Source organism: Bosea vaviloviae, assembly GCF_001741865.1.
GTDB lineage: Bacteria > Pseudomonadota > Alphaproteobacteria > Rhizobiales > Beijerinckiaceae > Allobosea > Allobosea vaviloviae.
The window spans coordinates 6,104,490-6,121,174 of sequence record NZ_CP017147.1 but is presented as its reverse complement, the minus strand read 5'-3'; the positions used below and the strand labels follow the sequence as shown (position 1 = coordinate 6,121,174).

General features: G+C 66.0%; 15 protein-coding genes and 1 pseudogene. 3 read left to right on the top strand and 13 right to left on the bottom strand.

Annotated features, from left to right (window positions below):
* Nucleotides 1–205 precede the first annotated feature (205 nt).
* The 12 genes and pseudogenes from BHK69_RS28405 to BHK69_RS28350 form a co-directional block, all read right to left on the bottom strand.
* A complete protein-coding gene (locus BHK69_RS28405) occupies nt 206–1,441 on the bottom strand; it encodes a metal-dependent hydrolase family protein (RefSeq protein WP_069693037.1) in 1,236 nt (411 codons plus the stop codon).
* 29 nt (nt 1,442–1,470) lie between these two features.
* Nucleotides 1,471–1,959 carry a GAF domain-containing protein gene (locus tag BHK69_RS28400; RefSeq protein WP_069693036.1) on the bottom strand — a complete coding sequence of 163 codons (489 nt, stop codon included), beginning with the start codon at nt 1,957–1,959 and terminating at the stop codon, nt 1,471–1,473.
* A 17-nt stretch (nt 1,960–1,976) separates the two neighbouring features.
* Nucleotides 1,977–2,891, bottom strand: coding sequence for a branched-chain amino acid ABC transporter permease (locus tag BHK69_RS28395; protein ID WP_069693035.1), 915 nt, complete (start codon nt 2,889–2,891; stop codon nt 1,977–1,979).
* On the bottom strand, nt 2,891–3,754 hold the full coding sequence (locus BHK69_RS28390) for a branched-chain amino acid ABC transporter permease (RefSeq protein ID WP_244548350.1): 864 nt from the start codon (nt 3,752–3,754) through the stop codon (nt 2,891–2,893). Before BHK69_RS28390 ends, BHK69_RS28395 begins: the two co-directional genes overlap by 1 nt.
* Nucleotides 3,755–3,769: 15 nt before the next feature.
* Entirely contained in the window at nt 3,770–4,975 is a 1,206-nt protein-coding gene (locus BHK69_RS28385) for an ABC transporter substrate-binding protein (RefSeq protein WP_069694037.1), read from the bottom strand.
* A gap of 264 nt (nt 4,976–5,239) precedes the next feature.
* Nucleotides 5,240–5,785 (bottom strand): annotated as a pseudogene (locus tag BHK69_RS28380) (ABC transporter ATP-binding protein); the annotation flags it as partial.
* Nucleotides 5,786–5,787: 2 nt separating this feature from the next.
* Entirely contained in the window at nt 5,788–6,552 is a 765-nt protein-coding gene (locus tag BHK69_RS28375) for an ABC transporter ATP-binding protein (protein WP_069693033.1), read from the bottom strand.
* On the bottom strand, nt 6,549–7,142 hold the full coding sequence (locus BHK69_RS28370) for a TetR/AcrR family transcriptional regulator (protein WP_083269730.1): 594 nt from the start codon (nt 7,140–7,142) through the stop codon (nt 6,549–6,551). Before BHK69_RS28370 ends, BHK69_RS28375 begins: the two co-directional genes overlap by 4 nt.
* 196 nt (nt 7,143–7,338) lie before the next feature.
* On the bottom strand, nt 7,339–8,115 hold the full coding sequence (locus BHK69_RS28365; RefSeq protein WP_158516292.1) for a maleate cis-trans isomerase family protein: 777 nt from the start codon (nt 8,113–8,115) through the stop codon (nt 7,339–7,341).
* Nucleotides 8,116–8,224: 109 nt separating this feature from the next.
* Nucleotides 8,225–9,028 (bottom strand): SDR family NAD(P)-dependent oxidoreductase, encoded by an 804-nt coding sequence (locus tag BHK69_RS28360; RefSeq protein ID WP_069693031.1) that lies wholly within the window; start codon nt 9,026–9,028, stop codon nt 8,225–8,227.
* 156 nt (nt 9,029–9,184) lie between these two features.
* Nucleotides 9,185–10,204 carry a TRAP transporter substrate-binding protein gene (locus BHK69_RS28355; protein WP_069693030.1) on the bottom strand — a complete coding sequence of 340 codons (1,020 nt, stop codon included), beginning with the start codon at nt 10,202–10,204 and terminating at the stop codon, nt 9,185–9,187.
* A 229-nt stretch (nt 10,205–10,433) separates the two neighbouring features.
* Nucleotides 10,434–12,302: a TRAP transporter large permease gene (locus tag BHK69_RS28350; protein ID WP_069693029.1), complete on the bottom strand. Its 1,869-nt coding sequence runs from the start codon at nt 12,300–12,302 to the stop codon at nt 10,434–10,436.
* A gap of 340 nt (nt 12,303–12,642) precedes the next feature.
* Between BHK69_RS28350 and BHK69_RS28345 the strand changes: the two genes are divergently transcribed.
* Nucleotides 12,643–13,476 carry an IclR family transcriptional regulator gene (locus BHK69_RS28345; protein ID WP_069693028.1) on the top strand — a complete coding sequence of 278 codons (834 nt, stop codon included), beginning with the start codon at nt 12,643–12,645 and terminating at the stop codon, nt 13,474–13,476.
* Nucleotides 13,477–13,562: 86 nt separating this feature from the next.
* A complete protein-coding gene (locus BHK69_RS28340) occupies nt 13,563–15,146 on the top strand; it encodes an acyl-CoA synthetase (protein WP_069693027.1) in 1,584 nt (527 codons plus the stop codon).
* Nucleotides 15,147–15,238: 92 nt separating this feature from the next.
* On the opposite strand, the gene BHK69_RS28335 is transcribed toward BHK69_RS28340, so the two are convergent.
* Nucleotides 15,239–15,487: a hypothetical protein gene (locus BHK69_RS28335; protein ID WP_069693026.1), complete on the bottom strand. Its 249-nt coding sequence runs from the start codon at nt 15,485–15,487 to the stop codon at nt 15,239–15,241.
* A gap of 237 nt (nt 15,488–15,724) precedes the next feature.
* Here BHK69_RS28335 and BHK69_RS28330 point away from each other — a divergent pair, with 237 nt between their 5' ends.
* On the top strand, nt 15,725–16,579 hold the full coding sequence (locus tag BHK69_RS28330; protein ID WP_069694035.1) for a PCC domain-containing protein: 855 nt from the start codon (nt 15,725–15,727) through the stop codon (nt 16,577–16,579).
* Nucleotides 16,580–16,685 lie beyond the last annotated feature (106 nt).

Below are 16,685 nucleotides of genomic sequence, written 5' to 3'. Positions count from 1 at the left end.
AGGCGGCAGGTAAGCACGCAAGGCCCATGGGGGCCAAGGTTCAATTCTGGTCAGATGCCTGCGCGATTATGCATGGGGTCGCCGCTTTAGCAGGCAGGGTCTTTCCGCCATCGCGAGGAATGTCGCGACGAAACAATCCAGGGGCTGCGGTGCGAGCCTGCCTGGATTGCCTCGTTGTGCTCGCAATGGCGGAAGCAGCTTTGCTTCAGTTCAAGCTTGCGCGCTTCACGAAAGCGCCGCCCTTCATGATCAACGGCATGTGCTTGCCCTGGCGCGTCAGCAGCGAGAGATCCTTGAGCGGGTCGCCATCGACGACGATCAGATCGGCATGGGCGCCTGCCGCCACCGTGCCGATCTTGCCCTCGAGCTTGAGCAGCTTGGCGGCGATATGGGTCGCCGAGGCGATCACCTCATGGGCCGGCAAGGCGCGTCCGCGGATCACGAACTCCTCCGACTGGTAGCGATGCATCTCGCCGAGCAGGTCGCTGCCATAGGCCATGGCTAGGCCGGCCTTCTTCATGATCGCGAGCGATTCCATGCCGGCGGAGCGGACGATATCGACCTTGGCGACGGAATCGGGCGGGAAGCCGAGCTTGGGACCGTCGCTGACGAGCTTGTCATAGGTCACCAGCGTCGGCACTGCGACTGCGCCCTTCGAGGCGGCGAGCTTGGCGGTCTCTGCCTGGATCAGGTTGCAGTGTTCGAGTGAATGCACGCCGGCCTCGACGCAGCGGCGGATCGCCTCGTCGGTGTAGACATGGGCGGAGACGTAGGTTCCCGCCATCTTGGCCTCCTCGACGATCGCCTCGAGTTCGCTGACGGAGAAGCCGAGGAAATGGATCGGGTCGGTCGGCGAGGCGCAGCCGCCATTGGCCATGATCTTGATGAAGTCGGCCCCGCCTTTCATCTCCTCGCGCGCGGCGCGGCGGACCTGGTCGAGCCCGTCGCAGATGCGCCCGAGCGCGCCGAGCCTGTGGCGGTCAGTTACCGCCGCGCGGTCGTCATAGCGGCCGCGGAAATCGGCGTGGCCGCCGGTCTGGCTCAGCGCCTTGCCGGAGATGACGAGGCGCGGCGTCGGGAAATGGCCTTCCTCGGTTGCCTGCTTCAGACCGAAATCGGCGCCGCCGACATCGCGCACGGTGGTGAAGCCGCGCAGCAGCATCTCGCGCATGATCACGAAGGAGCGTGCGGTGACGAGCGAATCCGGCAGCAGGGCGTTCTTGCCGAGATCGGCGACGCCGGCGACGACATGGACATGGGCGTCGATCAGCCCGGGCATCAGGGTCTTGCCCTTGAGGTCGACAACCTTGGCCTTGGCCGAGGTCACGGATTTGCCGACCTCGCGGATCGTGCCGCCCTCGACGAGGACGCTGACGGGAGCGCCCGTTTCGGGCGCGGTACCGTCGACGATGCGGGCATTGGTGAAGAGGGTGGAAGCCACGGGTGTTCTCCGCTGGAGCAGGATTGGGTTCAGAGCGCGCGCGCGGCGGCGCGGGCGGCCAGGAAGCCGGGCACGATCATCGGCGCGAGACGCTCGATGGGAGCGACATGCTCCTCGCGGTAATGGCCCTCGGGCGCGAGCAGGTTGATCGTGCCGATGACCTTGCCGTCATAGATCGCAGGCACGTTGATGACCGAGCCCAGCCCCATGCTCTCGATCAATTCATGGTCGAAGAAAGCCCAGCGGATGCCGGCCTTGTCCCGGCCGAGATAGGGCTTCTGGCCCTCCATGACATGCTTGCCCCAGGGCGTCGGGCCCATCGGCTTGCGGCCGGAGACGGGGTATTCGGTCGGCCGGTTGGAATAGATGCGCGCGACCTCGGAGCCGTCGACATAGAGCAGCGTGAACAGTTCGTGGCCGACAAGGCGCTTGGCGATGGCGTCGAACGCCTTGAACAGGGTGTCGGGCTGGCCGGGCTCCTTGAGCAGGGCCGAGAGGGTGGCGAGATCGTCTGACATGATGGGCTCTTCGGCTTTCAGGCGGTGGGCGTGGGTTGGCGAGGCGCCTTGGGAATTCGCTCGGGCATGATGCCTTGCGGGCGTAGATGCAGCACCAGGATCAGCGCGACGCCGATCATCATCTCGCGCATGGCGGCGATCTGGACGGGCTGGAGACCTGGCAGCCATTCCGTGGCGAAGCGCGTCGCTTCCAGGAAGATCACGACAAGATAGGCGCCAAATACCGCTCCGCTGGGACGGCCGACGCCGCCGGCGGTGACGGCGAGGAAGATGTAGATCGTGATCAGCGGCTGGAAATGGTCCGGTGAGACATAGGACTGGAAATGCGCGTAGAGCGCGCCAGACAGCGCGGCGATCGCGGCCGAGAGCGCGAAGGCCTGGAGCTTGAAGCGCAGCACGGTCTTGCCGGCGAAGGCTGCGAGTTGCTGGTCCTCGCGGATCGCCTTCATGGCGCGCCCGTAAGGAGACAGGTCGATCCGCCGCAGCAGCGCCCAGACCACGAGCACGATCAGCGTGACGAGGCCGAGATAGAAGACGCTGAACCCCTGCAGGCCGAGCTCGGCCTTGAGCGGGGCCTTGATGCCGGAGATGCCGTCCGAGCCCTTGGTCAGCCAGCGTTCGTTCAGCGCGACGAGGCGGATGACCTCCGCAAAACCGAGCGTCACGATGGCGAGATAGTCGTCGCGCAGGCGCAAGGTTGCGAAGGTGACGACGAGGCCGACGACTGCGCCGACGATGAGCGCCGCCGCCCAGCCGATCAGCACGGGCGCACCGGCTCCCGTCGCGATCGCGGAGGCATAGGCTCCGACCGCGAAGAAGCCGGCGAGGCCGAGATTGACAAGGCCGACCCCGCCCCAGATCAGGTTGAGGCTGAGCGCAAGCAGGGCGTAGATGCCGCAGAGCGTCAGGGTGAAGATGACATAAGACAGCATCAGGTCGCCCTTTCGCCCAGGATGCCGCGCGGGCGGAAGGTCAGCATGATCAGGATCGCCACAAACCCGACGGCGGTGCGATAGGTCGCGGGCACCGCGATCAAAGCGAGCTCCTCGGCGATGCCGAGCGCGAGTGCACCCACCACCGCGCCGGGAATAGAGCCGAGCCCGCCGAGCACGGCGGCGGCGAAGACCGAGAGCAGGACGCGGTAGCCGGTGAGCGGGTCGATCGAGGTGTCGAGCCCGATCAGCACGCCGCCGACGCCGGACAGTCCGGCGCCGAGAAAGACCGTGACGATCGCGATCCTGGCCGGGTCGATGCCCTTCAGGCGAGCCAGGTCTGGGTTGTCGGCGACCGCGCGCATCGCCTTGCCGAAACGGGTGTAGCGCAGGAACAGGAACATCGCCGCCATGATCGCGACGGAGAGGGCGAGGCTCTGGAGCTGCTGCGGGCCGATGCGCAATTCGCCGAAGCGCAGGTCGCGCGCCAGCGGCAGGTCATAGCCCTTCATATCGTTGCCGAAGATGAAGCGGATGATGTTCTCCAGCACGAGGTTGAGCGCGATCGAGGCGATGGCCACGATCAGCGCGCCATTGTCGCGCAGGCGCTTCAGCGAGGTCTCCTCCGCCACGACGCCGACCACGCCCGTCACCGCAAAGGCGATGGCGAGCGCCGGCACGACGGGCAGCCCCGCCACCGCATTGGCCCACCAGGCGGCGAAGGCGCCGATGGTGGCGTAGGAGGCGATGGCGAAGTTCGGATAGCGCAGCACCGCGAAGATCGCGGAAAAGCCGATCGCTGGGACGGCGATCAGCGCCCCGGTCATCAGCCCATTGATGAGCGCCTGGAGGAGGAGGGTCACTGAGCCAGGTCCTGATCAGGCGATCTTGACCAGGGCGATCTTGCCGGACTGGACCTGCTCGTAGCGGAACTTCGAGTCGCTGATGTCGCCGATCTCGGTGAAATCGCAGGGGCCGCTGGCGCCGTCATAATCGACCGCCTGCTTGGCGGCGATCGCCTTCAGGCCGTCGAGGGCGCTGTCGATCTTGGCGCCGCCGGGAGCCTGGCTGATCTTGCGGATATTGTCCTTGATCGCGGTGCCCGAGGCGTCGCCCGCGATCGCGATCGCCATCAGCACGAGGTTGATGTGGTCGTAGATCTGGGTGGTGTAGGGATCGGGCGAGGCGACGCCGACGAGCTTCACCAGCTTCTCATAGGCCTTGGAGCCTTCGGCCGGCGAGGGCGAGATCATGAAGGTCTTGTCGACGACCTCGGCAGGGACGCTCTCGATCAGCTTCTGGTTGACCGAGTAGCCGAAGGCGATCTTCAGGCCCTTGAAATCGGCTCGGTAGAGGTCCTTCAGCATCACGGCGGTGTCGGGGGTGTAGCCGCCGAAGACGATGGCGTCGGGCTTGAAGCGCAGCACCTCGTCGATCTCGGTGCGGTAGGCCGGCTTCTTGTCGTCATAGATCAGGGAAGCGGTCTCGCCACCGGCCTTCTTCACGGCCTCGGTGATGTTGTCGAACTGGCTCTTGGCGAAGGGTGTCTGCGGCGAGAGGAAGAAGACGCGCTTGGCGCCTTGGGCGATCGCGAACTCGCCGAATTTGCGACCCTGCAGCGTCGTCGTCGGCTGGGTGCGGATCAGATAGCCCTGATGCGGCAGGGCGGTGATCGAATCCGCGCCGGAGGTGGTGCAGAGGAAGGTCTTCGATTCCCAGCAGAGCGGGGCGACGGCGGTGGTCACCGAAGAGGCCCAGGTGCCCAGGATCGCCGAGACCTTGTCGACGTCGATCAGCTTGCGCGCGGCGCGCACGCCGGCTTCCGGATTGGTCTGGTCGTCTTCCGAGACGAGCTCGACCTTGCGGCCCAGCACGCCGCCGGCGGCATTGACCTCGTCGACGACCGCCTTCACCGCCTTGACCATCATTGGGCCATAGGGGCCGCCCGAGCCGGTCAATGGCGTCAGCGTGCCGATCCTGATCGGCGCGCCCTGCGCCAAGGCGAGCTTCGGCAGGGCGGAGAGGCCGGCAAGCGCGGCAGCGCCGCCGAGCAGCGTGCGGCGGTCGGTGAGAAACTCGGTCATGATCATCCCCTGTTATGATTGCTGGTTCTTGGTCGGTCGGCTCGGATCAAGTCGGCTTGGATCAGGTCGGCATCGTGATCAGCCGCCGAGGAAGAGGCGGCGGATTTCGGGGTCGGCAGCGAGCGCAGGGCCCGAGCCCTCGCGGCTGTTGCGGCCGGAGACGAGGACATAGCCGCGCGTCGAGATCTCGAGCGCTTCCAGCGCATGCTGCTCGACCATCAGGATCGGCAGGCCGGCCTTGTTCAGGGCCACGATCGCCTCGAACAGCTCCTCCGCCGCCCTCGGCGAGAGGCCCGCCGTCGGCTCGTCGAGCAGGAGCAGGGCGGGCGCATTCATCAGGCCCATCGCCATGGCGAGGATCTGGCGCTGGCCGCCCGAAAGCGTGCGAGCGAGCGCGCGGCGCTTGCTCGCCAGCATCGGGTAGCGGGCATAGAGTTCCTCGCTGCGCTCGCGCACCTTGCCGGGGTCCTGGAAGCCGCTGATCTCGAGGTTCTCGGCAACCGTCATCGCCCCGAAGACGTTGCGCTCCTGCGGCACGAAGCCGATGCCGTGCTTGGCGCGGCCGAGCGCGCCCTGGCCGGTCACATCGGCTCCGTTCAAGATGATCGCGCCCTCGCGTGCGGACACCAGCCCGGCGATCGTCTTGAGCAAGGTCGACTTGCCGGCGCCATTGGGGCCGATAATCGAGACGATCTCGCCGGCTTCGATCCGCAGCGAGCATCCCTTCAGGATCTGTTCGGCCGCGCCATAGCCGGCGACGACGCCATCGACGGCAAGCAGGCCACCATTCGCCAGGCCTCCATTCGCCATGCTCAATGCCGCCTCCCGAGATAGGCTTCCTGCACGCGGATGTCGGAGGCGACCTCGTCGAAGCTGCCTTGCGTCAGGGTCTTGCCCTCGGCCATGACGATGACCGGGGCGCAGAGCCGCTTGATCAGCGCCATGTCGTGCTCGATCAGGCAGATCGTCAGCCCGTCCTGGTTCAGCGCGATGAGGTGGTCGGCAATCTGTTCGGTGAGGCTCGGGGTGACGCCGGCCATCGGCTCGTCGAGCAGCAGGATCTTGGGGTCGGCCATCAAGGCGCGCCCGATCTCGACCAGCTTCTTCTGCCCACCCGAGAGCGCCGTCACCGGGTTGTCCAGCACATGGTCGAGCTTGAGCCGTCGGGCGATGCCGAAGGCGCGCTCGCTGAGCTCCTCCTCACGCCGCCGCGCCGCTGCCGAGCGCAGCATCGCCGCCAGTAGGTTCTCGCCCGGCTGCCCGGCGCCATAGAGCATCAGGTGCTGGAAGACGCTGAGCTTGGGAAAGCCGCGCGCGAGCTGGAATGAGCGCACCAACCCCGCCGCCACGAGCTTTTCGGGGGCTAAGCCGGTGGTCTCGACCGAGCCCAGCCGGACCGAGCCGGCCTTGGGGCGGTAGAGCCCGGAGACCGCGTTGAACAGGGTCGATTTGCCGGCGCCATTGGGGCCGATCAGCCCGGTGAAGGAGCCGGCGGGAACGGCGAAATCGACGCCACGCAGCACATGCACGCCGTAGAAATCGAGCTTCAGCCCTGCGATGGTGAGGGCAGCCGTCATCGCGCACTTGCCTTATGTCTGGAATCCTGCGCGGAGGCGGTCTCGATTGGGAATTGCTGGCGGACCTGCTGTTTCCAGAAGGCCAGCATCTCCCGATAATAGGCGGGGTCGTTGGGGCGCAGCACCGTCTGGCTGATCATGCCGCGCACGAGGCACATCGTCGCGTTCATGACGATGCGGGTATGATCGGGTTCGACGCCGGCCCGCGTAGCGAGCGCGGTCCAGATCGCGTCGAGACCGGCGTGGAAATCACGCACGGTGGGGATGAGCTCGGCTCTGAAGTCGGGATTGTGCCGGGCTTCGGGCAGATACTCCATCGTGACGTAGAACAGCCGGTCATCCATCATCTGCCAGATGTAGTCGACGATCTCGTCGCTGGAGCCGCCGCGGGCAATGAAATCCTCGGCGAAGCGGTGCAGGTCGCGGGTGGTCTTGCTGAGCATGTCCGCGACGGAGGCGCTGATGATCGCCTCGCGGGTGGTGAAATGATGCGTCAGCGCGCCGCGAGAAACACCGGCCTGGCGGGCGATCTCCGGGGTGGTGGTGCGGGCAAGGCCACGATCGTGCAGCAGGTCGATCGTTGCATTCATCAGCCGCGTCGAGGTCTCCGCGCTGCGTTCCTTTTGGGATCGTCTTTTACCGGTTCCGCTCACGCCAAGCCTCAACCCCACGGGATGCGCGAAAGCTGCGACTCGTTTTGCAAACAGTCAAGCATGTTTCTTATGCGCCCAATGCTCGGATCGGAGGCGTGTGCGGAGAGGTCGTGGGATCAGGTGTTCCGGATCGTCAGAGGCTGAAAGTCCGGCCCCAGCTTGCGACTGTCCGGCTCGTGTCGATGCCGGCTGCCCTGAGCGCGGCCCAGACACCGGCTGCCGCCGAATCGATGACGGGTAGGCCCGTCTCCGCCTCGAGCATGGCTGCGACGGGGGCGCCGTTGAAATTGGTGCAGAAGATGACGATCGCCTCGGCCGAACCCTCCGCCGCGGCCGCTCGCGCCATCGCGGCGATCTCGCCTGGCGGCACAGCGCCATAAGAGAGATTGTCGCTCAGGCCGGCATGGCGCTCGGCGGTGACGGCAAAGCCCTTGCCGGTGAAATTGGCGATGCTCCGAGCCTGAGCGGCTGTGGTGTAGGGTGTGATCAGCGCGATGCGGCGAGCCGCCAGCCGTCGCAGTGCATCGAGCGTCGCCAAGGCCGAGGTCACGGCGGGGAGCCCAGTCCGTGCGGTGATGTCGGCGCAAAGCCGTTCGTCGATGTCGAAGCCGTAATCGCCGCCTTTCGAGCCGTTCCAGCAGATCGCAGCGGGCTCGGCATGGCCGAGCAGTTCCGCCGCCTGCAGCATCGCCGGCCAATCATAGGGGTTGGCCGCGGCCTGGTCGGGGCTGGTGTTGCCGAAGACGGGGATGCGCGTGAACAGGGGTGTCACGCCCGGCAGCGTGGCGCAGATAGCTTGCGTCACGCGCTCGACGGTGCGGTTACCCGAGGGCGTGATCGTGCCGATGGCGATGTCGGTTTGTATGGCTCCAGAGCATTGCGCGAAAAAGTGGGTACCGGTTTTTCGCATGAGCAATGCTCTAAACTCCAGGAATCGATCACGTTGCATTCGGACGGAACCGTCCGAATGCAACGTGATCTAAGGCAGCAAGATGCAGGCCAGCCGCCCGAGACGATGTTCAGCCCAGCGGGGCGACTGCGCAGCTCTGGCCGCCATCGACCGGCAGGCAGACGCCGGTGATGAACTGGGCTTCGTCGGAGGCGAGGAAGACGGCCGCGTTGGCGACATCCCAGGCGGTGCCCATCTTGCCGAGCGGTACGGCGGCGTTGCGGGCCGCGACCATCTCCTCGACCGAGGCGTATTGGCTGGAGATCTGCTTGTAGATCAATGGTGTGTCGATCATGCCGGGCATGATGCAATTGGCGCGGATGCCTTGCCTTGCATATTGCATGGCGAGGCCGAGCGTCGCCTGGTTCACTGCGGCCTTGGTCGCGTAATAGGCGAAATACGGGTAGCCGGTCCAGCGGATCGCTGCGAGCGAGGAGATGTTGACGATCGCGCCGCCGCCGGCCTTCAGCATATGCGGGATCACCGCCTTGGAGCAGCGGAAGACCGGGCCGAGATTGAGGTCGACCGCCGCCTTGAACTGCTCTTCGCTGAGTTCGACCGGGCCGCCCATATGGGTGACGCCGACATTGTTGTGCAGGATGTCGATGCGGCCGAAGCGGGTCATGGTCGCGGCGACGGCTGCGTCGATCGAGCCCTGCTGCGTCACATCGGCGGCCAGCGCGATGGCGACACCGCCTTCGCCCGCGATGATGCCGGCGGTCTCGTCGGCGGCGGCCTGGCTGATGTCGATGCAGGCGACGCGGGCGCCTTCGCGGGCGAAGGCGACGGCCGCGGCCTTGCCGTTGCCCCAGCCCGGCCCCGACGAGCCGGCGCCGAAGACGATGGCGATCTTGCTCTTCAGACGATCGGCCATGGTGACAACTCTCTGAGACGTCGTTGAAAGGCGGCGTCATCCCGGGCGGAGCGAAGCGGAGATCCGGGATCCATGCCGGAACGGTTCAGGCATGGATCCCTGATCAGCGCGGCTTCGCGGCTTGTCCGGGATGACGGTGCGGTTGTTGGGAAGGCCTCAGCTCAGCGAGCCGCCGACGGCCTTCTCGAGGATGGCCCAGGCCTCGTCGCCATATTTCTTCTTCCACTCCGTGTAGAAGCCGGCCTTGCGCAGGGCCTCGCGGAAGGGCTCGGCCTTGGTGTCGTTGAAGACCATGCCCTTGCCGGTGAGTTCCTCGCGCAAGCCCGCATTGAGCTTGGCGACGTCGGCGCGCTCCAGCTCGGCGGCGGCGTTGAGGTTCTTGGCGACGATGGCGCGCAGATCCTCCGGCAGGCGCTCCCAGGCGCGCTTGTTGCCGAGGAACCAGAAGCCGTCCCACATATGGTTGGTGACGGAGAGATATTTCTGCACCTCGAACAGCTTGGCGGTCGAGATGATCGCGAGCGGGTTCTCCTGGCCGTCGACGATCTTGGTCTGCAATGCCGTGTAGACCTCGGCGAAGTTGATGCTTGCGGGCGCCGACTGGAAGGCTGTGAACATCGAGGTCCAGAGCGGCGAGACCGGCACGCGGATTTTGAAGCCCTTGAGATCGTCGGGGGTGTTGATCGGGCCCTTCGAGCTCGTCATCTGGCGGAAGCCGTTGTCCCAGATCTTGTCCATGACGACGAGATTGGCCTTGCCGATCTGGCCACGGACATAAGCCCCCAGTTCGCCATCCATCGCCTTCCAGACGGCGTCGTAGTTCGGGAAGGCGAAGCCGATGCCCGAGACCGAGGCGTTGGGCACCAGCGTCGAGAGGATCAGCGGCGAGAGCGTGAAGAATTCGACGCCGCCCGAGCGCACCTGACTCAGCATGTCGGTGTCGGAGCCAAGCTGGTTGTTCGGGAAGATCTGGATCGCGACGCGGCCCTTGGTCTCGGCCTTGATCTTCTCGACCGCCTCGTTGGCGCGCATGTTCATCGGGTGCGCGAGGGGCAGGTTGTTGGCGTATTTGTAAGAGAATTCGGGGGTCTGCGCGGAGGCGCTGCCGATGTGGAAGGTGCCGATCGCGGAGGCGGCGGCTGTGCCCTGCAGCAGGGTGCGGCGTGAGATGGTCATGGTTGTTTCTCCCTAGGTGGTTTGTTTTTGGTCGTATTGAGGCCGTTTGGTCTTCAGATGAATGCCGTCCCCTCAGCCCTCATCCTGAGGAACTGCGAATCAGCGTCTCGAAGGATGCTCGAGATGGTTCAGGAGCCTCCTGGACCATCCTTCGAGACGTGAGCGCTGCGGGGCTCGCTCCTCAGGATGAGGGCTGAGGAGATGGCGAGCGACATGTGGCGCGTCCTCCTCACAGCACCCAGGTCGAGATGCCCGGCACGACCGCGATGATGACGAGGCCGGCGAGCAATGCGATCAGATAGGGCCAGACCGCGCCCATCGCCTCGTCGGGCGAGACGTTGCCGATTTTGCAGGCGATGTAGAAGCCGATGCCGATCGGCGGCGTCATCAGGCCGATGTTCATCGCCGTGACCACCACCATCGAATAGTGCACGTCGTTGATGCCGAGATTCTTGGCGATCGGGAACATCAGCGGCGCCATCAGCACGATGGCGGGCAGGCCCTCCAGCACGCAGCCGAGGATCATGAAGACGACGATCGTCACCGCCATGAAGGAGAGCCATCCGCCGGGCAGGCCGATCATGAAATTGGCGAGGTCGCGGGCGAAGCCGGTCTGGGTCAGGGCCCAGGCCATGGCGAGCGCGGTGCCGAGGATCATCAGGATCGCGCCGGACAAGGCGGCGGTCTCGACAAACATCGCATAGAACTTCCACCGGCTGATGCCGCCATAGAGGATCATGCCGATGATTAGCGCGTAGAGCACCGCGATGGTCGAGACCTCGGTCGCGGTGGCGACACCGCCGCCGACCGCGCCGCGGATGATGAAGGGCAGCACCAGCGCCGGGCCTGCGATCAGCGCGGTCTTGCCGATGACGGCGAGCGAGACGCGGCGAACGCCGTGCATGTCTTCGTTGCGCGCCTTCCAGCGGGCCAGAACGGCGAGCGCCAGCAGCAGCACCATGGCGATGGCGAAGCCGGAGTTGAACAGGCCGGCGATCGAGACGCCGGCGACCGAGCCAAGTACGATCAGCACGATGGAAGGCGGCACTGTGTCGGCCATCGCGGCGCCGGTGGCTAGCAGCGCGATCAGCTCCTTGGGCTGATAGCCGCGCCGCTTCATCTCGGGGAAGAGGGCCGGCGCCACCGTCGCCATGTCGGAGACCTTCGAGCCTGAAATGCCCGAGACTAGGAAGAGCGAGCCGAGCAGCACATAGGACATGCCGGCACGGACATGGCCGAGCATCGAGGCGAGGAAATCGACGATCGCCTTGCCCATGCCGGTGGCATCGAGCACGCAGCCGAGCAGCACGAAGATCGGCACCGAGAGCAGGATGATGCTCGACATGCCCTCATCCATGCGGCCGACCATGACGATCATCGGCACGCTGGTGGAAAAGGCGAGGAAGCAGAGCGTGCCCATGCCGAAGCAGAAGGCGATCGGCACGCCGGCGACCAGGCAGAGCGCGACGACGCCGAGCAGGAAGATCAGGATGTTGCCGTAGCCGAGCCCCTTGAAGGTGGGCGTCAGCAGCCAGAAGGCCGCGGCGATGGCGAGGATCAGCGCGGTGGCGAGGACGAGATCACGCACGGTCGAGGTCCGGACCGCGTGGCGCAGCGCCAGCAGCGTCATCAGGATGATGCCGGTGGCGATGGCCGAGACGCGCCAGCTATTTGGGATGTTCAGCGCGGCCGAGGTGACGAAGCTCTCCTCGATCGAATAGTCGATCGCCGGATAGACCATCGCCAGCAGGAAGGCGGCGATGACCAGTAGCGCGAAGGTGTTGGCGAAGCCGCGCAGGCGCTCCGGCATCATGCCGACGAAGAGCGTTAGCCGCAGATGTTCGTTGCGGTCGATCGCGATGGCCGAGCCCAGCATGGCGAGCCAGAGGAAGGAGATCGAGGCGACCTCGTCGATCCAGATCACCGGCAGCGAAAAGACATAGCGCGAGGTTACTCCGAGCAGCAGCACGCCGATGATCAGCGCGACGAGGGCTGCTGCGACGAACTCGACCGGGCGCATGAAGGGGGAGCCGGGACGGACATCGTCCAGTTCCGAAATGGCCTCGGGCAGGGCGATTCTGTCGGCGATATCGACCATGATGCCGGCTCAGCCGCGAGCGATGGCGCGGGGCATGGCGACGTTTCCGTCAGCCTGCGGCACAATGGTGGCGGGCACGGAGCCGGCGCCCTTACGGGTTGCCTGCAGCGACATCGGTTCTTCCTCCCATGCGCGTCGATCTTGTTGGCTTGTCTGGCAGCCGTCGACGCGGTCCATACTGTGACCGAAATCACATCAGGTTGGCGCGGAGATTACACGACAGGCACCGCATTGCAATCCGGAATGGGGCGATCTAGGCTCCAGAAACAAGAACAAGGTCCATATCATGGATCGGCTTGAGGAAGCCAAGGTGGAACCAATCAACCAGGTGCACGCCGGAATGTCCGGTTCGCAGAGCGTCGATCGCGCCCTGCGGCTGCTCGCGTTGATCGGCCGGGAGCCGGCCGGCGGCTTGCCGCTCGCCGAAATCGTGACGGGCAGCGGGCTCAACAAGCCGACGGCGCGCCGGCTGCTGCTGGCGCTGATGCGGGCCGGGCTGGTCGAGCAGGAGCCGCAATCGCGGCATTACTGCCTCGGCGAGGAGGCTTTCGTGCTCGGCGTGCTTGCGGCGCGGCGGCATGGGCTGCTCGAACTCGCGATGGAGAGTCTGCGGCGCCTGTCTGCGGTGACGATGGATACGAGCTTCCTGTCGATCAGGCGGGAGAATTACGCGGTCTGCCTGCATCGGGAGGAGGGCACCTATCCGGTGCGGACCCATGCGCTGCAGGCCGGGCTGCAGCATCCGCTCGGCGTCGGCGCTGGCTCGCTCGCCATGCTGGCGGCGCTGCCTGACGATGATGCGGACCGGATCATCGAGGCCAACGCGCCGGTCCTGCTGACGCATTATCCGGGCTTCGCGCCGGAACTGATCCGGGGCGATCTCAAGCTGGCGCGGCAGCGCGGCTTCTCGGTCAATCCCGGCCGGCTGGTCGCCAGCTCCTGGGGCATCGGTGCGGCCTTCCGCTATCCCGACGGGCGTGTTGCCGGAGCGCTGAGCCTGGCCGCGATCGACAGCCGCATGCAGCCGACGCGGCAGGAGGAACTAGCCGGCCACCTCGCGCTGGAGGTTGCCCGGATGGAGCGCCTGCTGGCTGAGATGTTCGTGTCCGGGCGCAAGACGACGGGCCGGGTCGGCCGACCTGCGGCTGCGCCGGCCGAGGTGAGACGCGCCTGAGATGGGCCCGACATCCTATCGACATGGGAGTATCTGACGTGACCGTAGCCTCTTCCTCAGTGGCCCCCGCCGGCGGCGTTGCCCCGATGACACGCCGGGTGATGAATCTCGGCCATATTGCCGCGCAGAATGCACGGCGGCTTGCCGATCACCCAGCCTTCATCTGGGGCGAGTTGACGCTGAGCTGGTCGCAGCTTGACGCGCAGGTCTCGGCGCTCGCCGCCGGCTTGCGCCAGCGCGGCATCGGCAAGGGCGACCGCATCCTGGTCCACTCCAAGAATTGCGACGCGATGTTCGTCTCGATGTTCGCCGCCTTCCGTCTGGGCGCGGTCTGGGTCCCGACGAATTTCCGGCTGCTGCCCGACGAGGTTGGCTATCTCGGCACCTGCTCGGGCGCCAAGGCCTTCATCTGCCATGGCGATTTTCCAGCCCATGCGGCGGCTGTTGCCGCCTCGGAGCCTGCGCCGGAGTTCATCTGGCGGATCGGGCCGGGCGAGTTCGGCGAGGCCGAGGTCGGCGAGGTGATCGCACGCCGTCTTGGCGAGCAGGTCGCCAATGTCGCGGTCGAGCATGACGATCCGTGCTGGTTCTTCTTCACCTCCGGCACGACCGGGCGCTCGAAGGCCGCCGTACTGACCCATGGCCAGATGGGCTTCGTGGTGACGAACCATCTCGCCGATCTGGTGCCGGGCTCGACCGAGGCGGACGCCTCGCTCGTCGTCGCCCCGCTCTCGCATGGGGCGGGCGTGCACCAGCTCGTGCTGTCATCGCGCGGCGCCGCGACAATCCTGCTGCCGACCGAGCGCTTCGACATCGACGAGGCCTATCGCCTGATCGAGCGGTACAAGATCACCAACATCTTCACCGTGCCGACCATCCTGAAGATGCTGGTCGAGCATCCGGCCGTCGACCAGCACGACCATTCCAGCCTGCGTCACATCATCTATGCGGGCGCGCCGATGTATCGCGAGGATCAGAAGGCCGCGCTCGCCAAGCTCGGCAAGGTGCTGGTGCAGTATTTTGGGCTGGGCGAGGTCACCGGCAACATCACGGTGCTGCCGCCGGCCCTGCACGAGGCGCAGGACGGTCCCGATGCGCGCATCGGCACCTGCGGCTTCGAGCGCAGCGGCATGGAGGTGCAGATCCAGGACGATGCCGGCCACGCAGTTGCGCCGGGCGTGCAGGGCGAGATCTGCGTGATCGGGCCCGCCGTCTTTGCCGGCTATTACGACAACCCTGAAGCCAATGCGAAATCCTTCCGCGACGGCTGGTTCCGTACCGGCGATCTCGGCCATATGGACGAGCAGGGCTTCGTCTACATCACCGGCCGCGCCTCGGACATGTACATCTCCGGCGGCTCGAACATCTATCCGCGCGAGATCGAGGAGAAGATCCTGACCCATCCGGCGATCGCGGAGGTCGCGGTGCTCGGCGTGCCTGATCCGGTCTGGGGCGAGATCGGCGTCGCGGTCTGCGTGACGCGCCCGGGTGCAAGCGCGACAGAGGCCGAAATGGCGGAGTATCTTGCGGCGAAGATCGCTCGCTACAAGATGCCCAAGCGCTTCTTCTTCTGGGAGGCCTTGCCGAAATCCGGCTATGGCAAGGTACCCAAGCGCCTGGTCAAGGACGAACTCGAGGCGCGCGGCGAATTGGACTGGCTGCGCTCGTGACGGCTGCCGCGATGAATGGCTTCAACCGGCGGATAGGCCCCATGACGACCGGAACAAGGTCGCCATGGAGCCCGGGAATGCACTGGCGCCGATCAGCGGCGGTAGTAGCGGCGGTGACGGCGGTAATGCCGACGGTAATGCCGGCGATGATGGCGATAACGATGGCGGCTGAACGCTGCGTCGACATCATCGAGCGACTGGGTGGCCCTCGGCTCGGCAGGCGCGGCGCCCACGGGCTCCGGAGCGAGCGTCACCGGCGCGGCCTGCGCCATCGCGACAGCGCCGACGCTGGCGGCAGCCGCCCCGCCAATCAGGCTCAGGATAAAAGAGCGCCTATCCATCAGGTTATCCTCTCTTGATCGTTGATGGCCCTTCCAGGTCGAACTGGCCCGGAACGGACTGAGCGAAAACATCTGGCGGGGCCGTTGGTTCCGCCGCCACGCCGAAACGAGGTTGCCATTGTCCTGCCAGTACGCGCCGGTTTTGCCGCTCAGTTCGGTGTTCCATCCGCATGACCGCTTTTTACCCGGCCGCGATCTCGCCATGATGCGTCAGGCCTTTCCATGGAGGATGACGTCATGAGACGCATCGAGCAGCCCGGTCCCGCGACGCCCGAGCGGGTCGAATGGGCGGAAAGCCATGGTTTGCGTTTCGAGATGACGCTGCAGCCCGGTCTGACCCTGCTGGAGGCCGTGCGGCGCAGCTTTGCCGCGGCGGGCTTCACCTCGGGCGTTGCGCGGATCGACGGCGCGGCCCTGTCCTCCTTCAGCTATGTCATGCCGGCCTTGTCACAGACGTCGGAGCATGCGGCTTTCTACAGCGAGATCTTTCGACCGCCCGGCATCGCCCGCATCGAGACCGGCGCGCTGACCTTCGGCCTGCGTGACGGCGCGCCCTTCTTCCATTGCCATGCGCTCTGGCAGGAGGCGGGCGGCAAGCGCAGCGGCGGCCATATCCTGCCCGACGAGACGTTGGTGGCCGAGGCGATCACGCTCCCGGCCGTCGGCATCGATGGCGCGGGGTTCGCCGCTTACGTCGATGCCGAGACCAATTTCAAGCTGTTCGGCCCCGCGACGGTCCCCTTGCTGGGCGCGACGCGGGAGGGGCGCTTCTTCGCCCTGCGCGTGCGCCCGAACATAGACCTTGCCGGCGCGCTGGAGCAGTTCTGCGCCGAGCATGGCGTCAGGCGTGCGACGATCCATGGCGGCGTCGGCTCGACGATCGGTGCACGCTTCGAGGACGGTCGGATGGTCGACAACTTCGCCACCGAGATCGCGATCAAATCCGGCCGGATTTGGAGCGAGGGGCAGCGCATGACCTCGGAAATCGACGTGGCTCTGGTCGACTACACCGGGGCGATGGCGCAGGGCCGCCTGACGCGCGGCGACAACCCGGTGCTGATGACCTTCGAGCTGGTGCTGGAGGCGGGGTAAGGGGCAGCGGCTTATGCGCCGTCATTCCGGGCGGAGCGCAGCGAAGACCCGGAATCCATCGGAGGGCTCCGGAACTCTACGATGGATTCCGGATCGGCGCCGCTTC

What these genes read in the sequence shown, in the direction of transcription:
- BHK69_RS28365 (WP_158516292.1), bottom strand. Translation starts at nt 8,115, where the DNA reads ATGCGAAAAACCGGTACCCACTTTTTCGCGCAATGCTCTGGAGCCATA.
- BHK69_RS28345 (WP_069693028.1), top strand. Translation starts at nt 12,643, where the DNA reads ATGTCCGGTTCGCAGAGCGTCGATCGCGCCCTGCGGCTGCTCGCGTTG.
- BHK69_RS28340 (WP_069693027.1), top strand. Translation starts at nt 13,563, where the DNA reads ATGACACGCCGGGTGATGAATCTCGGCCATATTGCCGCGCAGAATGCA.
- BHK69_RS28400 (WP_069693036.1), bottom strand. Translation starts at nt 1,959, where the DNA reads ATGTCAGACGATCTCGCCACCCTCTCGGCCCTGCTCAAGGAGCCCGGC.
- BHK69_RS28360 (WP_069693031.1), bottom strand. Translation starts at nt 9,028, where the DNA reads ATGGCCGATCGTCTGAAGAGCAAGATCGCCATCGTCTTCGGCGCCGGC.
- BHK69_RS28375 (WP_069693033.1), bottom strand. Translation starts at nt 6,552, where the DNA reads ATGACGGCTGCCCTCACCATCGCAGGGCTGAAGCTCGATTTCTACGGC.
- BHK69_RS28335 (WP_069693026.1), bottom strand. Translation starts at nt 15,487, where the DNA reads ATGGATAGGCGCTCTTTTATCCTGAGCCTGATTGGCGGGGCGGCTGCC.
- BHK69_RS28330 (WP_069694035.1), top strand. Translation starts at nt 15,725, where the DNA reads ATGAGACGCATCGAGCAGCCCGGTCCCGCGACGCCCGAGCGGGTCGAA.
- BHK69_RS28370 (WP_083269730.1), bottom strand. Translation starts at nt 7,142, where the DNA reads ATGAATGCAACGATCGACCTGCTGCACGATCGTGGCCTTGCCCGCACC.
- BHK69_RS28385 (WP_069694037.1), bottom strand. Translation starts at nt 4,975, where the DNA reads ATGACCGAGTTTCTCACCGACCGCCGCACGCTGCTCGGCGGCGCTGCC.
- BHK69_RS28355 (WP_069693030.1), bottom strand. Translation starts at nt 10,204, where the DNA reads ATGACCATCTCACGCCGCACCCTGCTGCAGGGCACAGCCGCCGCCTCC.
- BHK69_RS28350 (WP_069693029.1), bottom strand. Translation starts at nt 12,302, where the DNA reads ATGGTCGATATCGCCGACAGAATCGCCCTGCCCGAGGCCATTTCGGAA.
- BHK69_RS28395 (WP_069693035.1), bottom strand. Translation starts at nt 2,891, where the DNA reads ATGCTGTCTTATGTCATCTTCACCCTGACGCTCTGCGGCATCTACGCC.